The organism is Candidatus Methylomirabilis limnetica, assembly GCF_003044035.1.
In the GTDB taxonomy this organism is placed as follows: Bacteria; Methylomirabilota; Methylomirabilia; order Methylomirabilales; family Methylomirabilaceae; genus Methylomirabilis; species Methylomirabilis limnetica.
Map to the genome: position 1 here is coordinate 123451 of NZ_NVQC01000015.1, position 15704 is coordinate 139154.

The window sequence follows — 15704 nt, forward strand, 5'->3', positions numbered from 1 at the left end:
TAATTCTACCCCTTGGGGGCAGAATGGTCCTTCAGGACACTCTGCTTCCAAGGCTAAACATACTCCCTCGGCTTGACACTGGAATGCGCCGCCTACTGATCACGCAATGAACTACCCCGCAGCAAGCTGCGGGGTATCGTCTTCTGTTCTGGCCCGTCATTCCGTGCTTGACACGGAATCCAGTCGGGCCATCTGGATACCGGCTTCCGCCGGTATGACGAACTCGCGGCAAGCCGCAGGGAATGAACCCCCAGTGGATTCAAAGGGCCTACTGCCTGAGCCTTTTTGAACTCACATTCAAGCGACTTCTTCGCGCGGGGTTTCGCATATCTCCAGCACCTGAGCGCCTGTCAATCGGAGAAAATCGCTGGAAGCAATTCGGATCACCTCGTGGTGGCTTCCCGCGGGAAAGGTGATCGTCGTCTCCTTTATCAAGTGCTGATCAAAGTAGATCGGGACCCCGTAAAGGTTACCGAAGGCAGGCATGGCCCCTGGCTCGCAGCCGATGAATGTCTTCGCGAAATCGGCCTCCGGGTCCAGGGTCGCCGTGCTGTCGTTCAATAGTTGCTGCATTCGAGTGACGTCCAATCGACACTTGGCCGGCAAGACCGCCATGGTCAGACCTTGCTGCCCTTTCAGAATGACCACCTTGGCGAAGGCCCGACCGGGAATATGGGCGGCCCCAGCCACCTCCTGAGCTGTGTAGGCCTCTCGATGAGGGATAACCTCGTACTGTACCTTTTCCTGGTCCAACCACTCACGTACACGCGCCGGCACTGTCATGATCGTACCTCCCCGCAGGTGTTAGCCCTTAGCCAAGGCCCCTGCGCGCCCTCAGCTTCTCCTCCCATCACCGCTCCATCCGCCCACTGAAGTAGTCGTCCCGCTCGCTCCAGGACCGACCGTAAGCCCTCGCTCACTATTTCTTAGTCTGGATCTTCTTGCGGGCAGGCTCTTTCCCCTTGGGAAGGATGACCGTAAGCATGCCCTCTTTCATCTCTGCCTGAGCCTTCTCCGGGATGACGGTACTCGGCAGGACCATTGACCGGTAGAGTTCTCCTCGATGAAACTCGGAGAAGTGGCAGGTCCCCTCATCCTTTATGCCTTTATGTTTTGTGACCACTCGTACCGTCAGATGGTTGGGTTCAACCAGAATCTTAATATCCTTGGCGGTGAGCCCAGCCAAGGCAAAGCTTGCTCGAAGTTCTCCATCAGTCTCAACCAGCTCCGCACAGGGCCGCCACAGAAGCTCCTTTTCAGCCTGGAGCCAATTCTCAGACTCGCGGCCGGCTTGCCAACCATGATCTCTGAAAAGCTCATGGGCACGCGCAGACACTTGTCGCTCAATCTCTAACAACTCGCTGAGCAGTGAACCAACCTTCTTGACCGACTTGACCGGCACCTTAGGACCTGCCATGTCTCTCCTCCTTGTGACCATTTCTGGTCGCCTGCATCAACTTCTGGAACCTGTATCGCCAAGACGTCACCGGATATAAGTGCTACGGCAACTCGTCCTGGCGGTCTGAACTGGGCCGCACCTGGCTATCAGCGCCGTAGGCTCGCGCCTGCTCCGCCATTTCGCGCAGCCGCCCCTGCACCAGCGCATTCACGCTTCCTTCGGGAAAGGTCCCATCCGGATCGCGCTCACCCGCTTCCCGCCCGGTAAGCAAGGCAATCCCCTCATCGATGGTTTGAACGGGAATAATCTGAAATTGCCCCGCGGCGACCGCCTCTACAACATCCTCTCTGAGCATGAGATGCCGAACATTACTCGCTGGGATCAGGACCCCCTGTTCTCCCGTCAGCCCCCTCGCACGGCAGACATCAAAAAACCCTTCGATCTTGGCGTTGACGGCCCCGATAGCCTGAACCACTCCCTGCTGATTGACCGACCCTGTGACCGCAAATCCCTGCTTGATCGGCAGCCCTGACAGGCTTGAGAGGATCGCATACAGCTCCGCTGAGGAGGCGCTGTCGCCTTCCACCTCTTCATAGAGTTGTTCGAAGGCGAGACTCGCCGACAGGGCAAGGGGCACCTGCTGCGCGTAGCGGCCACCGAGATAGCCTGAAAGGAGAAGCACGCCTTTGCTGTGAATACGGCCACCCATCCGAGCTTCGCGCTCGATATCGATGATGCCGCCGCGCCCGAGGAAGGTTCGCGCCGTGATTCGACTCGGCTTACCGAAGTGATACTCCCCAAGCGAGAGAATGGCAATCCCATTCACTTGACCAACTACGCCGCCATCGGTATCGACAAGGATAGTCCGCTCAGTGATCAGTTCCTGTAGCCGTTCATCCAGTCGATTGGATCGCTTGATCCTGGCGAGGATAGCCCCCCGCACGTCTTCCGCCATGACCCGGTGGTGCCCGGCCTGCTCGGCCAGGAAGCTGGCCTCGCGGGCCACATCCAGGAGATGACTGAATGTCGTGGCGAGTCGTTCCTGATCCTCTACCAGGCGAGAGCTATGCTCCACCAGTTTCGCAACGGCACCCCGATCAAACGCCTTGAGCCCCTCGGTCTCGCAACAGGTTGACAGAAGGCGGGCAAAGGCCAGGATCGTTTCAGGAGTCCGGGCCACGCGATCACTAAACTCTGCCTGGACCTTAAATAGCTCCAGAAACTCCGGGTCGAGGGCGTGCAACAGATAGTAGAGCCAGGGACTGCCGATTAGGACCACCTTCACGTTGAGCGGGATCGGCTCCGGCTCGAGCGTAACCGTGCTGTAGAGGTGGAACTGCTCCCCTGGCTCTTCGATCTTGATCCGGCGGTTTTTGAGCGTCCGCTTCAGTTGGTCCCACGCAAAGAATTGTTTGAGCAGCTCCATGGCCTCCAAGACCAGGAAGCCCCCATTGGCCCGGTGCAAGGCGCCCCCCTTGGCCATCAGGAAGTTGGTGTAGAGGGCACCCATGTGAACCTGATGTTCGATGCGCCCAAGCAGGTTCTGACAGGTGGGGTGGGGTTCGACCACGACTGGCGCGCCGCCATCTTCCCCATGTTCGATCAAGACATTGACCCGATACCGGTCGAAGGGGTCCAACCCTTGCCGCAGCATGGCAGTCAGTTCCAGCAGCCCTTCTGTCCCGCTTTGGTCTCGACGAAACAGATCCACGTTGGCGATGACGTCCTCACGTATCGCCTCGAGGTGCGCCCGTACCGCTGCGTGATCTACGTAACGCTCTTGGACTTCCTCGATCAGATGATCAACCGCAGAGGTCGCGACCTCCCGGTCCATCCCGTCGAGACGGTTCTTCGCCTCTCGCTCCAGATCGCGGATTCGGCGGCGCGTACCGGCCAGATCCTTCTGCACCTCCTCGCTTCTAAGGTTGACCAGTCGCTTGGTCTCCTCATCGAGGCCCTCAAACTCTTCCGGCTTCAGTGGCTTCCCTTGAAATAAGGGGATGACCATGAAGCCGCTGGCCGTCTTGGCAAGCCCAAACCCAACCGCCTCCGCACGCTTCCGCAAGGCCTCCAGCTCGTCACTCGTCTGTTTCTGCAGCTCCTCCAGAATTGTGTGACGGTTCTGCTCATAGGCTTCGGCCTCGAAGGCTCTGGGGACGCCGATCTTCAGCTCCTCCAGGAGCCGCTTGCAGTCGGCCTGGAAGAGGTGGGCGCGGCCTGGCGGAAGGCATAGCGCGCGGGGACGTTGCGGATCGGCGAAGTTATTGACATAACACCAATCAGGGGGGGTGGGGAGCTTAGCCGCCTCGCTGGCCAGGAAGCGCTTGATCGCTGTGGTCTTACCTGTTCCGGCAGGCCCAAGGACGAAGAGATTGAACCCTTCGCTGCGAATGCCGACACCGAAGGTGATGGCCTGGACAGCGCGATCCTGGGCCACGACCCCCTCCAGCGGTTTGAGTTCGTCAGTCCCTTCGAAGGAGAGGCTCTCCGGCGGGCATACCTTACGAAGCTGATCTGGTTTCAACGGATCGATCATCGTCTCACCGTCCCCCTTTCAACTCCTCCCGAACCGACTGCTTGGCCCTCTTCCGATCGTAGCGAACCCGCTGTGGCTCTACCTGTGTAGGCCGATGGGGGGCCCGTCCCTTGGGTAGCTTCAGCCTGATCACCAGCTTCATGGACTATTCCTTCGGAACTAGCGTTCAGCAATCAGCGTTTAGCCATCAGCTTCAGACAAACCCCCCTGACCCCCCTTTCAAAAAAAGGGGGGAGACTTCTATGTTTCCTTATCTCCCCCTTTCGTAAAGGGGGATTGAGGGGGTTTTCATGTACCGTGGTGCGGCCGTAGCCTCATGGGATGTTCCGCATTAGAAGGGAACCATGGCCGGCTCAATCTGCAGGTTCTTCATCATGATCACGAGATCATGTTCCTCCCCTGTTTGATCTTTGACGTAGTTGTAGAAGACCGCCTCCTTTTCGAATCCTAACCGCTTAAGAGCACTCAGATTATCCGCCTGATCCCTTATGATCTCGGCGACGAGAATTTCAAGGCCCATCTTCTTGGCGGTGTCGATCAGTTCCCTGATCATGAGCGTCCCGAGACCCTCCCCCCGGTAGTCTACATCGACGACCATGCGCACCTTTCCCACATGACTAGTCCAGCCGAATTTGCGGCAATGCAAGGTGGCATCAGCCACGATGGTGTCGTCCACCAAGGCTACGAGCGGAAGGACCTTCTCGTAATCAAGCTCTTCCGCCCACGAATCGATCACCTCCCGGAGGGATACATCGTCCCGCAGAAAGAGACGATCCTCGCGCGGCACCTTGCAGAAGAAGGCATGAAGCTTCTCCGCATCCTCTTTGACTATTGGGCGAATCGTGACGCTCGTTCCGGTCTGAAGTGTGACCTGCTTTGGAAATCCGGCTAGCATGAGAGAGCCTCCTTTATCGTGAGGTTCGATCCTCTGTCGTGGCTCATGCCTTTCCCGTCCGTCATCACCTGCTGGGCCCGGCCTTCTGCGGGGGCAGGTACTGCATGAGGGCCCGCTTGATAAGCTCTGACGGGGTGATGTTGCGATTGGCAGCCTCTGCCGAGAGGCGCAAGATCACGGCACGCGGAAGGCGTATGCTCAAGTCTGCATGTGACTCTGTCGAACTGATATCCGCCCGCGTCTCTTCTGCCCGCACCTTTGCATCCAGCAAGGATAGGGCCACATCCTCGGCATCGAGCGGTCTCTCTACCTCTATTCCGAGATCCCTCGAAGGTTCAGCCTCTGTCGATTCTGCCTGTTGCTTCTGCAATGGCACAGCCTTTGGCTTCATGCGGTCCCCTCCTGATAACGAAGTCCTTTCCCTGGATCGAGACGGCGAACGATGCCCTTCCTCGCCTCTTCCGCAAGGAGCAACAGCGCCGCAAAGACTAGCAGAGACCACCAGAACCTTCCATCGAAGGCTGCGGTCCCGAAGATCCGGTTCCCGATCTGGCTGTAGACGATCAGGCCGAGAATTGAGATCTCGACCGCGATACCCCAGACGATGAGTCGGTTCCTGAAGAGGCCCATGGAGAGGATCGATGCCCTCGGGCTCCGGCAAGCATAGACGTTCGCCACCTGGCAGATGACGATCGCGGCGAACGCTACCGTCGTCGCCTGCCTGTAGAGCGGGCTCTCCGCTGACAGGTCGATGCCCCACTCCCATCCACCGGTAGTAAGATACCACAGCCCGGCGCTCATGGCCGCAGCCGCTTCGATCGGTCCGAGAAAAAGGTACGATCTGGCCAACAACGGGAAATTCAAAAGGCGCTCCTCTCTGGACCTCGGCGGGCGATCCATCGTGTTCGGATCCGACGGCTCGGCCCCGAGACCCAGGGCCGGCAGCATATCAGTGCCCAAGTCAACAGCCAGGATCTGAACCACCGTAAGCAGGAGGGGGATCCGAAACACCACCGAGGCCAGATAGGGGACGATCTCCGGAATGTTGCTCGCAAGGATGTAGGTGACGAACTTCCGGATGTTCTCATAGACCGCCCGCCCCTCTTCTACGGCGTTGACGATGGTGGCGAAGTTGTCATCGAGCAGAACGATGTCGGCAGCCTCCTTGGCGACATCGGTCCCGGCGATCCCCATAGCGATTCCGATGTCGGCCTTCTTCAAGGCCGGGGCGTCATTGACCCCGTCGCCTGTGACAGCGACCACCTCTCCCATCTCCTGAAGGAGCGTCACGACCCGCATCTTCTGGGTAGGGGTCATCCTGGCAAAGAGAATCTCCGGGCTGGCGAGGGCGGCCTTGAGCTCCTCGTCCCGCATCCGTTCGACCTGGCTACCCTCAAGAACCAGCGCTTCATCCCCGTGGACCATCCCGATAGCCCGTGCGATGGCCAGGGCGGTGCGACTGTTATCCCCGGTAATCATGATCGGCTTGATCCCAGCCCTCCTGCAGCGGGCTACCGCATCGGGGACCTCCGGTCTTGGCGGATCGTACATGGCGATCAGGCCGACGAAGGTCAGATCCCCCTCCGTCTCTTCCATCAACGGGAGCTGGGCGGCATCCGGCAACTCGCGGTACGCCAGGGCCAATACCCGCAGGGCCGACCCGGCAAACGCATTCAGCCGGTCAACGATCGCCTCACGCTCGGCTTCCCCCAGACCCATCACGAGCCCATCACGCAGGACATAGCGGCAGATCGACAACACCGATTCGGGGGCGCCTTTCACGTAGGCCACTCTGCTCGCAGACGTCGTCGCGTGAATTGTGGTCATCCGCTTCCGGTCGGCATCGAATGGGAATTCCCCAACTCGAGGCGATAAGTCAGGCCCGTTGGGCAGCAGCGCGGCTGCACATTCCAGCAGGGCGATTTCCGTCGGGTCACCGACGAACGTTGAGGCTGCTGCTCCATCCCGGTCGTGGTGGCGACTGGCGTTATTGCACCCGACCGCTATCGCAAAGAGTGGCGCCCACTGTCTCAGAAGATCGGGGGTCACTGGTCCTCCTGCCTCCGTGGTCACTGAACCACCAGAAACCCGAATCTCGCGGCCGTCGAGGTAAATGCGTGTAACAGCCATCCGATTCTCCGTGAGGGTCCCGGTCTTATCAGTGCAGATCACCGTGGCGCATCCCAGCGTCTCCACAGACACCAGGTTCTTTATGAGCGCCTTCCGTTTGGCCATCCGCTGCCCACTCACAGCCAATGCGAGGGTCACCGTCGGCAGGAGGCCTTCCGGAACGTTGGCCACCAGGAGTCCTACCGCAAAGACAAAATTCTCCCAGAAGCTCCGACCCATCAGGACCCCGAGCCCAAAGAACGCGAGGCCGATACCGATGGAGATCGCAGCGATCACTCGAGTAACCTTTCGGATTTCTTGCTGAAGAGGGCTCATCTCGGCCTCGACCCCCGAGGTCAAGTGGGCGATCTTACCGAACTCCGTGCTCATCCCCGTCGCAAAGATAACCACCCTCGCCGTCCCTGAGAGGACGGTAGTGCCGGCAAAGACGACGTTGGCGCTCTCGACGAGGGGGCCCTCCGTCGCGGCCTCGGCCGTGCGGGTCTTGGGGACCGATTCGCCCGTCAGTGGAGCGTTGTTGACCCGGAACTGGACCGTAGCGATCACCCGCCCATCGGCAGGTACTCGATCTCCCTCAGCCAGAATCGCAACATCACCCGGCGCCAGCATGGACGCTGAGGTCTCCCTGACCTCGCCGGCACGAAGGACCTTTACGCGCATAGGCAGCAGAAGCCTCAAGGCGATGATCGCCCGCTCTGCCTTGTATTCTTGCACGAAGGAGAAGAGGGCGTTCACGCCGACCACTCCGATGATGGCCCAGCCGAGCAGATTCATTCCCTGCCCGGGCTTCATCCAATCCGCTACGAACGCCAGCGCCGCTGCAGTCCAGAGGAGAATGGCCAGGAAATGGGTACACTGCCTCCCCAGCATAGCAAGGACCGGTATCCTTTCCGCAGCCTGAAGTTCGTTGGGACCGAATTCGCTAAGCCGCCTCTCTGCCTCGGCCTCGCTCAACCCTTGGTCAGTGGTTCCAAGGGCCTTCAGCGCCTCTTCAGGTGACAGACGGTGAATCTGCATATTGACTCATCGCCCGCATGATCTCAGGCGGCTGCCGGCCGGAAAAGCATCAGATCGCAAGGGCTCTTCCGCACCAAATAATCCACGGTACCAGCACGTAACCACCGCAGGAAGCTCTGCGGCCCCTTGGTACCCAAAAAGATGAGATCGTGCCGCCTAGCCGCCGCCTCAGCCGTGATCCCAGGACCGTGGCGACGGCCCCACGAGACCCGCGTCCCAGGAGCCAGACCTCGGCGGGAGAGCGCCACAATGAACGGGTGCAACTTACGTTCCGCTTGTTCCGGCGTCTCCCCTCCAAAGCGCTGGCGATCGAACAGTCGCGTTAACGGTTGCCTCAACTGGAAGAGAACGATTCGGGCTTGCCAGTACCCTCCAAGGTTGGCCAGGAGGTCGGCCGCCGCATCGAGGCCACCGCCTTCAAACTCACCGGAATAGACCGGGACCAGGATCTCGTGTGGTGAAGCCATCCTTCCAGGATGGACGACCCGGACCAGCAATATCGCACATGGGATCTCACGGAGGAGGCGACGCACAACCTCCGGTCTTGTCACGGACGCCATGGCCAGCGTGATCTCCTCGCGCGCCACATATTCCCGCATGACCCGGACCGGATCGCCGATCTCTGTCACGCTCCGCACCTTCAGGCCAAGGGCATGCGCCTGTCTAAAAAGATGCAGCAGCGACTCCTCGGCGCGTCTCATCGCCTCACCAGATTGATCCTCCGCGACAAAGAGCAACTCGATCTCCGCCCCGCAGGCCTTGGCCAAAGCAAGAGCGTAGCGCGCTCCGGCTTCCGCGGCGAAAGAGCCGTCCACCATCATCAGGATCTTCTGCATCACCGCCCTAGCGCATAAACTCACTGACGACCTGCGGATAACCGCGCTCCGTCAGAGCCTTGACGATGGGGTCTGGATTGATGGTCCGAAGTCTCAAGATCAGGAGTCGCCTCGCCCCTTCACGAGCCGGCAGGGTCACGAGGCTGGCGATCTCCACCTGCTTCCCCTCGACGATCCCGATGACCTCGGTGAGTACGCCTGGGCTTGCCGAGATCTCGATCTCGATGCGAGACGCGGTCTGTGTGGCCCCCATCATCTCAGTCATGACACCAAGGACATCGGTCTCGGTGAGGATCCCGACCAGCAGCCCCTCCTGAACCACCGGGAGCGCGCCGATCCGCTTCTGGTTCATCAGACAGGCTGCATCCTCGATGGGGGTAAGAGGAGAGACCGTGACCACCTCCTTTGTCATAATGTCTTTGACGATCACTGCGGATGTGAAGGCCCGGAACTCCTCCACGGTTGGATAGTCAAAGGGAGAGGGGGCGGCCTTCTTCACGTCCCGGTCCGAGACAATCCCCACCACACGGTCTCCTTCGACCACCGGGAGGTGGCGGATATTGAACCGCCTCAACGTCATCAGCGCATGATCCAGCGTGTCAGACTGGGATAGACTGACCAGCGAACGCCTCATTCGATCCTTAACTCGCATCGTCACGCTCCTTTCCTTTGCCTCAGCAAATCGGATACTTCCCCGCGGTCAACTCAACGCAGAAATCGGCCAAGCGGTTCGGCCCTTGACCGATCACCAGCTCGGCCTCTTGTCTGATCCGTTCACAACCCCCAGCCTATCACATCCGGACGCGGCAAGCTGCGCGGAATGAGCCCCCTGCAGATTCAATGAGGGCATACTGACCATTCTTCGGTGTCAGGAATAGCGCTTGCCAGAGACCAAGAGCTTCCCTGCCCACATCAGGCTGCTTCGCGTTCCGGATCTCCCTCGACCACTGCCTGATCGCGCCGTCTGCGGTACGGTTGGCACCGAACGTGCTCGGCCTTTGTGCACAGATCGCGAAACTCGGCAACGGTAACAACTTGAAGCCCCCCGTAAGGGTGCGCCAAGCAGTATCCTTCGATGCGGTACCAGGAGTGGGGAGTGGTTCGTCGCAGGTAGGGGCACGCCTCACTTCGCTCACCCTGCTCACCTGCGCTATCCGGAGCCTGTAGGTCCGACAGCACATTCATCACGCTTCCTCCGCGGTCAGCCTCACGATCCCTGTTCAACGAGACTGTCGCCTGGCCGACCTGAAAGGCTTCAAGAAACCTCACCACCCGATCTGCAGCTTGCGTCACTTGAAGCTCCTCGGTATCAAGCACGAGCTCAGGGTGAAGCGGTGGCTCGTACACCTCATCGACGCCCGGAACAGTCGATCCCTTGCGACCCGCTTGCCCATAGACATCAGCAGGAGCGTGGCTGCCACGCCGACACCCCGCCCGCGCCAGACAAGCCGGGAGAGACGCGCAGAGAAAGATCTCAGCAAAGGCAGGGATCAGCGCCCGGGCCACATCGCGGAACCGTCGTCTGTGGGCGGTCGCATCGATGATCACGCTCACCCCCTCGTTGTAGAGAAGCCACGCCATGTAGGCGAGGGCGAGATAGAGAACCTCGCGCTCCTCGGCTGTATAGCTTGGTGAGGGGGTTACCACCCTGCGGATCTCATCGAGTTCCAACACCCGCACCCGAATTCCGCGTTCCTCCAGGCGCCGAGCGACCTCACGCCCCACGCTACTCTTGCCGCTTCCGGGAAGTCCTGTGAGCCACGTCACCCACGCCATCGCAATCTCCTTACATCAGGTATCGATTGAGATCCTTGTGATCGAACTGCTCGACTTGGAGCATCGCCTTGGCGAACCGAAATAGCTTCACGCGCACCTGCTCCGGAAGGTCAGGATACCAGCGCGGGCTCGCGATCACTAAAGCCCGAAAAACGTAGAAGGGTGGGATTACGGAGTTCAGCTCCAGATCGTGGGTCCGCTCAAGGTACTCGCCGTAAAAGAGATCGAACAGCTCCCGGAATGGCCCCTCCATTTGCCCCGACCGCAAGAGCGAGAAGAAAAGGTAATTGATGCTCAAGGCCGCGATGTCATCGGCCGGCTCCCCCCACTCCCCACGACTCCGGTCGAGCAGCGTAAAATCGGTCCCCTCTCGAAAGAGGATGTTCCAGGGGTGAAAATCGCCGTGAACGATACTCAGGCGCTCGGCCTTTTCTTTCAGGTAGTGTCGCCAGGCCATACATCCGCTCTCTATGAGGTACTGTTGTTGGGATGGGAGGGGGAGATACCCGGCCGGGTACCCATCAAGGATCCCCATGATCCCCTCACCGTGGCCGATCAGATCCCGGATCCGACGGAAGTACAACTGGACATCCTGGCCTTTCTCTGCGTGAATCTTCGCCAGATACCCAGAGAGCGCCCTGGCCCGGTCGAAGTCGGAAGCGGTCGCCTTCCCCTCGGTCCGAATCCGCTCAAGATCGACCCGATACACAGCCCCATCGACCTTCTCTACGAGGAGGAAGTATTCCTTTGCGCGCCCAGCCGATTGCAACTGTCCTTCGTCGGTGAAGAAGCCGACGTCAAGGCTCCCTACGTGGCGCGCAAGCTTCCCGTAGGCGGCATGCGCCCAGATCAAGGAGCCCGCCCTGTCGGCCATGTGATCGTGGCCAAAGCCCGGGCCTCTCCGCATCGTGGAGAGGACGTACGAACGGGGAATCCCGTTGAGGAGCAGGTCGATCTGAATCGGCTGGCCATAGCCGAACGCCTTCAGGTCGGAACCCCGCAGAACTCCGGGCTCCTGCATGGCAAAGGTGGACTCATCGCCCGTAAGCGGTCGAAAGGCCTGCACCTGTACGACGCCACCGAGGGCGACTTTGAGATACTGGGCCAGCGCCTCGTGCTGCACCGTCATCTCGCTCACCCCCTCTTTGCCGCCTCTACACCTTTCGTCGCCGGAAGCTTCACGGTCAGGACTGGGCAGGAGGCGTGGCGAACCACCCGCTCGGCGACACTTCCCAGAAAGACATGAGCCAGCCCGGTTCGTCCGCTGGTCCCCATCACGATGAGATCGATCTTTTCCTTCTCAGCAAACCTCGTGATCTCGGCATACTCTACCCCGACCTGCACGTCACGGTGAAAGACCAGGTTCGGCTCTTTGGCACCCTCTACCAGCTTATCCAAGCTCTCCTCAGCATTCTTGACCAGACCGTCGATGACCTGTCCAAGATCGTACTCCGGCGTCTGGGGAGGAAAGTAGATAACATGAAGAAGGTAGAGTTCAGCGCCAAATTCGCGGGCGAACGTGAGCGCATACTGGAATGCGTGTTCGGCATCATGGGAGAAGTCGGTCGGAAAAAGGACCCGTGAGATTTGCATTCGTCCCTCCTGTCGATTGCAATAACTGACCTTCCGCCCCTGCTCACGCGCTATAAGCTCCTTACAGGCTATCGGCCTGATGCTTAGAGCGCTGCCTCCTCTACACACAATCTATACCGGATACCACCAATCGGCTAGAGCATTTGAATGCGAAAATGGGTCAATTGAAGGAATAAACTACCCCGCAGCAAGCTGCAGGGTATCGTCTTCTGTTCTGGCCAGTCATTCCGTGCTTGACGAGCCTGCCCCGTACTGGATACGGGGGAATCCAGTCGGACCCTCTGGATACCGGCTTTCGCCGGTATGACGAACTCGCGGCAAGCCGCGGGGTATCGAACCGCAACGCAAATGAATGGGGTTTGTCACGCGACCGACAGTGCTCGGCTGTGCAGGACTCAACATACTCGGCGACGCTGGGGATTCTGAGCTTCCCATCCAGGCGGCCTCGACAATAGCCTGTGACCGGCGCACATCCTCAATCGCCTTCCGTCGCCCCTACCATCGCGGCCTCCGGCCTATAGGCACACAGCGGATCACTTCCCATGGGATCGCCGGTCTCGGCAAATGCACGGGCTCGCGACCCGCCACAGACCCAGCGAAACTCGCAGATGCCACACTTGCCGGAATATTGATCCGCGTCGCGGAGTTTAGTAAATATCTCCGAGTGACGGTATAACGCCACAGGGCTTTCCCGACGCACGTTCCCGGCAATCGCTGGCAGGAACCCGGATGGATAGACATCCCCGGTGTGCGAGATAAACATGATACCGTTCCCGTCGCGAATCCCGAACCCGCGCCCAATGGGCGTCTGCCGAATCGCGGCGTCATCCAGGCCTTCCAGCCGCATTCGCATATAGGCAACGCGACGAAAGTGCGGGGCCTCCGTCGCCTTGATCGCGAATGGGGCAGTCTTGACAATATCGTAGATCCAGTTATGAAGCGCCTCGGCCTCGCTGGGTCTGATCTCGCGCAGCGCCCGACCGCGCCCCGTGGCGATCAGATAAAAGAGACTCCACCGCATAATCCCCAGGTCCCGAAGCAACCGGAACACATCAGGCAGCTCCGTCATGGTTTCGGGGGTGACCAGGGTGTTGATCTGAAGTGGGATGGCCGCTGCCCGGACAGCATGGATGGCACGCATGGTGGTATCGAAGCAACCCGCGACTCCGCGGAACCGATCGTGGCTCTCGGCCGTCGAGCCGTCGATACTGAGCGACATACTCACGACCCCGTTAGCCGCCAGAGCCGAGATCGCGTCTGACGTGAGCAGTGGGGTACCGCTCGGAGCCACGGATATCGGCAACCCAACGCTTCTGCCGTGCCGTATCAGCTCAAAGAAATCCGGACGCTTCAGTGGGTCGCCTCCGGTCAGGACCAGTTGCGGGGGCGGGTCCCCGAACGCCCGCAGCTCCGCGAGTAGCGCCTTCGCCTCTTCCGTGCTGAGCTCCAAGGGGTCGCGCTCCGCGATGGCTTCAGCTCGACAATGCTTGCATGCCAGGTCGCATGCCCGCGTAAGCTCCCAATAGATCAGCTTTGGAGCCTCGGCAAAGACCAAGTGATCAAATGCAGTAATAACAGGATACATAACCCTCCCTCGGCAAATTGATGCCTGACCCCTTTCTCGCAGTGAACCAGACCCCGCCGTATCATCAGAATAAATCATAGCAGGGCAGCATCGCTTCACTAAGCATAGCATGTCAACGCGCTAGCTGCTACTGGATCATACCTGTTACAAGACACCATAACGGTACGTACCAGCAGTCTTGTCGATGCGTCCCTGGGCTTACACCCGACAACCTCGTCTATCGCACCCCGGCCAACTCTTGCAGGCGCCGCCAGTTGGCAAGCCGCTCGGCTTGGGCGTAGCGCAGGGTTTCAGACGGATGGCCCTCCGCATCGAACTGTTTCGCGAACCGGCCCTCTGTCCTGGCGAAAGCAAGAAAGTCGATGACCTCTCCTGTATGGGGAACCTTGTACCAGTCTTCGCCCACCGACGGGTTACCCGCCAGGCTGAGTCGCTCTTTAATCCTCTCCCCCTTTCGTGGATCGTACATAAAGAGGGGGAAGGCCCGAGAATCTACCGCCAGCTTCGCCTGATGCGAGGACCGGTCGTCCGCCACGCCGTGCTCGGGCTGGCAGGTGGTGTAGACACTGACTACGGCCGGACCGCGGTACTCATTGGCCGCCATGATGGCCCGGTAAAAATGATTGATATGGGCCGCTGTGGTCTGCGCGACAAAGACATCCGGGTGCATCATGGCGATGAGCGCCAGCTCTTTCCGCCGCTCCTGCTTGCCGCGCACCGCCTTGCCAAAGCTGGCCATCTTTGCATCCTGCCCTATATAGGTCGCTGAGGAGGCCTGTCCACCAGTGTTGGAATAGACTTGCGTATCCAGGATCAGCACGTTGATGTCCATTCCAGAGGTCAGCATCCGCGACAGCGACTGGAAGCCGATATCGTACATCGCCCCGTCCCCCCCGATGACCCAGAGCTTCTTCTCCTGCCATCCGCGCTGATCCCACTTGGCGCGAACTCCCATCGCCACGGCCGGCGCATTCTCAAACAGGGAGTTGGTCCAGGGAACCAGATACGGGTTGTACGGATAGGTCGAGCCGTAGACCGTGTTGCACCCTGTCGCCGCCACGATCCCGACCGCCTCCGCGCCGTGGACGAATCCGGTCGCGGCCAGCATCATCCGGATGGCCGTCGCCTCACCACACCCCATGCACGAGCCGGCGCCGCCGACATAGAGGAGCGCCGCCTCCTCGTAGAGCATCATGTCCGCCAGCGCCCGCTCGTTGATATACTTGCGCGGGGTCGGGCCGACATGTCGAAAGAAGTTAAAATAGCTTCGATAACGGGGGAGCGTCTTCTCGTCCTTCTTCACCATCGTGAGGGCATGATAACCGAGGGCATCGCAGACCTCGACACACTCGGCGCACCCCTTGCACTTGGTCGGATCGACGAAGATGCCAAAGAGGGCTCCCTCTTCCCCCTTCTTCTGGTAGACCTCACCATACTTTTTTGTCTCGGCCCACTGGGCCCGGATCCCCTCGCGCTCCTGATCGTCTGTGATAGCATTCAGCTTGGCCTCCAGGTGCGACCTCGGTATCGCCTTGCCCAGGATGGCGGTGTCGGGACACTCCGTTACACAGGCCATGCAGCCGACACACTTCTCCCGATCGAACTGAGGGATCTCCATCGCAATGTAGCTGAAGTCGCGCAGGGCGGCGGTCCCGGGCGGGATCAAGCTGCGGGCTACCCCGACATCGGCCGGCAGACTCTGCTCAGCCGTCCCGGCCGCATATGCCCCGATGATCCGCTCGTTGAAGTCGCCCACATACTGCTCAATGTCGAGATCCAGGAGCCCGGTTGGCGGTAAGGAGCTTTCATGGATCTCTTCCCCAGACCCGCGAGCCTTGGTCCCGTGGACCTGTTCGACGTGCTCCTCATCCAGAGGGTTGTTTTCCGGCTCTTGATCTGTCATAGCCGAACCTTTCCTTCGTAGTAGGTCGGGTTAG

At 59.9% G+C, this 15704-nt stretch carries 14 protein-coding genes; all 14 read right to left on the minus strand.

What is annotated here, in order from left to right; translation table 11 throughout:
* Window positions 1-297 precede the first annotated feature (297 nt).
* Window positions 298-783 (minus strand): aminoacyl-tRNA deacylase, encoded by a 486-nt coding sequence (locus CLG94_RS04265; protein WP_107561630.1) that lies wholly within the window; start codon window positions 781-783, stop codon window positions 298-300.
* A gap of 136 nt (window positions 784-919) precedes the next feature.
* On the minus strand, window positions 920-1417 hold the full coding sequence (locus CLG94_RS04270) for an Hsp20 family protein (RefSeq protein ID WP_161954014.1): 498 nt from the start codon (window positions 1415-1417) through the stop codon (window positions 920-922).
* A gap of 82 nt (window positions 1418-1499) precedes the next feature.
* A complete protein-coding gene (locus CLG94_RS04275) occupies window positions 1500-3935 on the minus strand; it encodes a Lon protease family protein (protein WP_107561632.1) in 2436 nt (811 codons plus the stop codon).
* Between the two features lie 4 nt (window positions 3936-3939).
* Complete coding sequence (locus tag CLG94_RS13250) at window positions 3940-4077, minus strand: hypothetical protein (protein ID WP_161954015.1); 138 nt, start codon at window positions 4075-4077, stop codon at window positions 3940-3942.
* Window positions 4078-4266: 189 nt separating this feature from the next.
* Entirely contained in the window at window positions 4267-4830 is a 564-nt protein-coding gene (locus CLG94_RS04280) for a GNAT family N-acetyltransferase (RefSeq protein ID WP_107561633.1), read from the minus strand.
* Between the two features lie 64 nt (window positions 4831-4894).
* Entirely contained in the window at window positions 4895-5221 is a 327-nt protein-coding gene (locus CLG94_RS04285; protein WP_107561634.1) for a ribbon-helix-helix protein, CopG family, read from the minus strand.
* Window positions 5218-7977, minus strand: a complete 2760-nt coding sequence (locus tag CLG94_RS04290) for a cation-translocating P-type ATPase (protein ID WP_107561635.1) — start codon at window positions 7975-7977, stop codon at window positions 5218-5220. The genes CLG94_RS04285 and CLG94_RS04290 overlap by 4 nt, the downstream gene beginning before the upstream one ends.
* 23 nt (window positions 7978-8000) lie before the next feature.
* The gene (locus CLG94_RS04295; RefSeq protein WP_107561636.1) at window positions 8001-8813 is read right to left on the minus strand and encodes a universal stress protein; all 813 of its coding nucleotides are present in this window, start codon (window positions 8811-8813) and stop codon (window positions 8001-8003) included.
* A 7-nt stretch (window positions 8814-8820) separates the two neighbouring features.
* Window positions 8821-9465, minus strand: a complete 645-nt coding sequence (locus tag CLG94_RS04300; protein ID WP_107561637.1) for a CBS and ACT domain-containing protein — start codon at window positions 9463-9465, stop codon at window positions 8821-8823.
* 260 nt (window positions 9466-9725) lie between these two features.
* On the minus strand, window positions 9726-10589 hold the full coding sequence (locus tag CLG94_RS13545; protein WP_239993111.1) for an adenylyl-sulfate kinase: 864 nt from the start codon (window positions 10587-10589) through the stop codon (window positions 9726-9728).
* 10 nt (window positions 10590-10599) lie between these two features.
* Window positions 10600-11718, minus strand: coding sequence for a phosphotransferase family protein (locus CLG94_RS04310; protein WP_107561638.1), 1119 nt, complete (start codon window positions 11716-11718; stop codon window positions 10600-10602).
* 5 nt (window positions 11719-11723) lie between these two features.
* Window positions 11724-12182, minus strand: coding sequence for a universal stress protein (locus CLG94_RS04315; RefSeq protein WP_107561639.1), 459 nt, complete (start codon window positions 12180-12182; stop codon window positions 11724-11726).
* Window positions 12183-12657: 475 nt separating this feature from the next.
* Window positions 12658-13767, minus strand: a complete 1110-nt coding sequence (locus CLG94_RS04320; RefSeq protein ID WP_107561640.1) for a TIGR04053 family radical SAM/SPASM domain-containing protein — start codon at window positions 13765-13767, stop codon at window positions 12658-12660.
* Window positions 13768-13984: 217 nt separating this feature from the next.
* Window positions 13985-15670: a thiamine pyrophosphate-dependent enzyme gene (locus CLG94_RS04325; RefSeq protein ID WP_107561641.1), complete on the minus strand. Its 1686-nt coding sequence runs from the start codon at window positions 15668-15670 to the stop codon at window positions 13985-13987.
* Window positions 15671-15704 lie beyond the last annotated feature (34 nt).

Coding starts and splice junctions, on each gene's coding strand:
- CLG94_RS04290 (WP_107561635.1), bottom strand. CDS start 7,977: ATGCAGATTCACCGTCTGTCACCTGAAGAGGCGCTGAAGGCCCTTGGA.
- CLG94_RS13545 (WP_239993111.1), bottom strand. CDS start 10,589: ATGGCGTGGGTGACGTGGCTCACAGGACTTCCCGGAAGCGGCAAGAGT.
- CLG94_RS04325 (WP_107561641.1), bottom strand. CDS start 15,670: ATGACAGATCAAGAGCCGGAAAACAACCCTCTGGATGAGGAGCACGTC.
- CLG94_RS04285 (WP_107561634.1), bottom strand. CDS start 5,221: ATGAAGCCAAAGGCTGTGCCATTGCAGAAGCAACAGGCAGAATCGACA.
- CLG94_RS04315 (WP_107561639.1), bottom strand. CDS start 12,182: ATGCAAATCTCACGGGTCCTTTTTCCGACCGACTTCTCCCATGATGCC.
- CLG94_RS04270 (WP_161954014.1), bottom strand. CDS start 1,417: ATGGCAGGTCCTAAGGTGCCGGTCAAGTCGGTCAAGAAGGTTGGTTCA.
- CLG94_RS04280 (WP_107561633.1), bottom strand. CDS start 4,830: ATGCTAGCCGGATTTCCAAAGCAGGTCACACTTCAGACCGGAACGAGC.
- CLG94_RS13250 (WP_161954015.1), bottom strand. CDS start 4,077: ATGAAGCTGGTGATCAGGCTGAAGCTACCCAAGGGACGGGCCCCCCAT.
- CLG94_RS04300 (WP_107561637.1), bottom strand. CDS start 9,465: ATGCGAGTTAAGGATCGAATGAGGCGTTCGCTGGTCAGTCTATCCCAG.
- CLG94_RS04310 (WP_107561638.1), bottom strand. CDS start 11,718: ATGACGGTGCAGCACGAGGCGCTGGCCCAGTATCTCAAAGTCGCCCTC.
- CLG94_RS04320 (WP_107561640.1), bottom strand. CDS start 13,767: ATGTATCCTGTTATTACTGCATTTGATCACTTGGTCTTTGCCGAGGCT.
- CLG94_RS04265 (WP_107561630.1), bottom strand. CDS start 783: ATGACAGTGCCGGCGCGTGTACGTGAGTGGTTGGACCAGGAAAAGGTA.
- CLG94_RS04295 (WP_107561636.1), bottom strand. CDS start 8,813: ATGCAGAAGATCCTGATGATGGTGGACGGCTCTTTCGCCGCGGAAGCC.
- CLG94_RS04275 (WP_107561632.1), bottom strand. CDS start 3,935: ATGATCGATCCGTTGAAACCAGATCAGCTTCGTAAGGTATGCCCGCCG.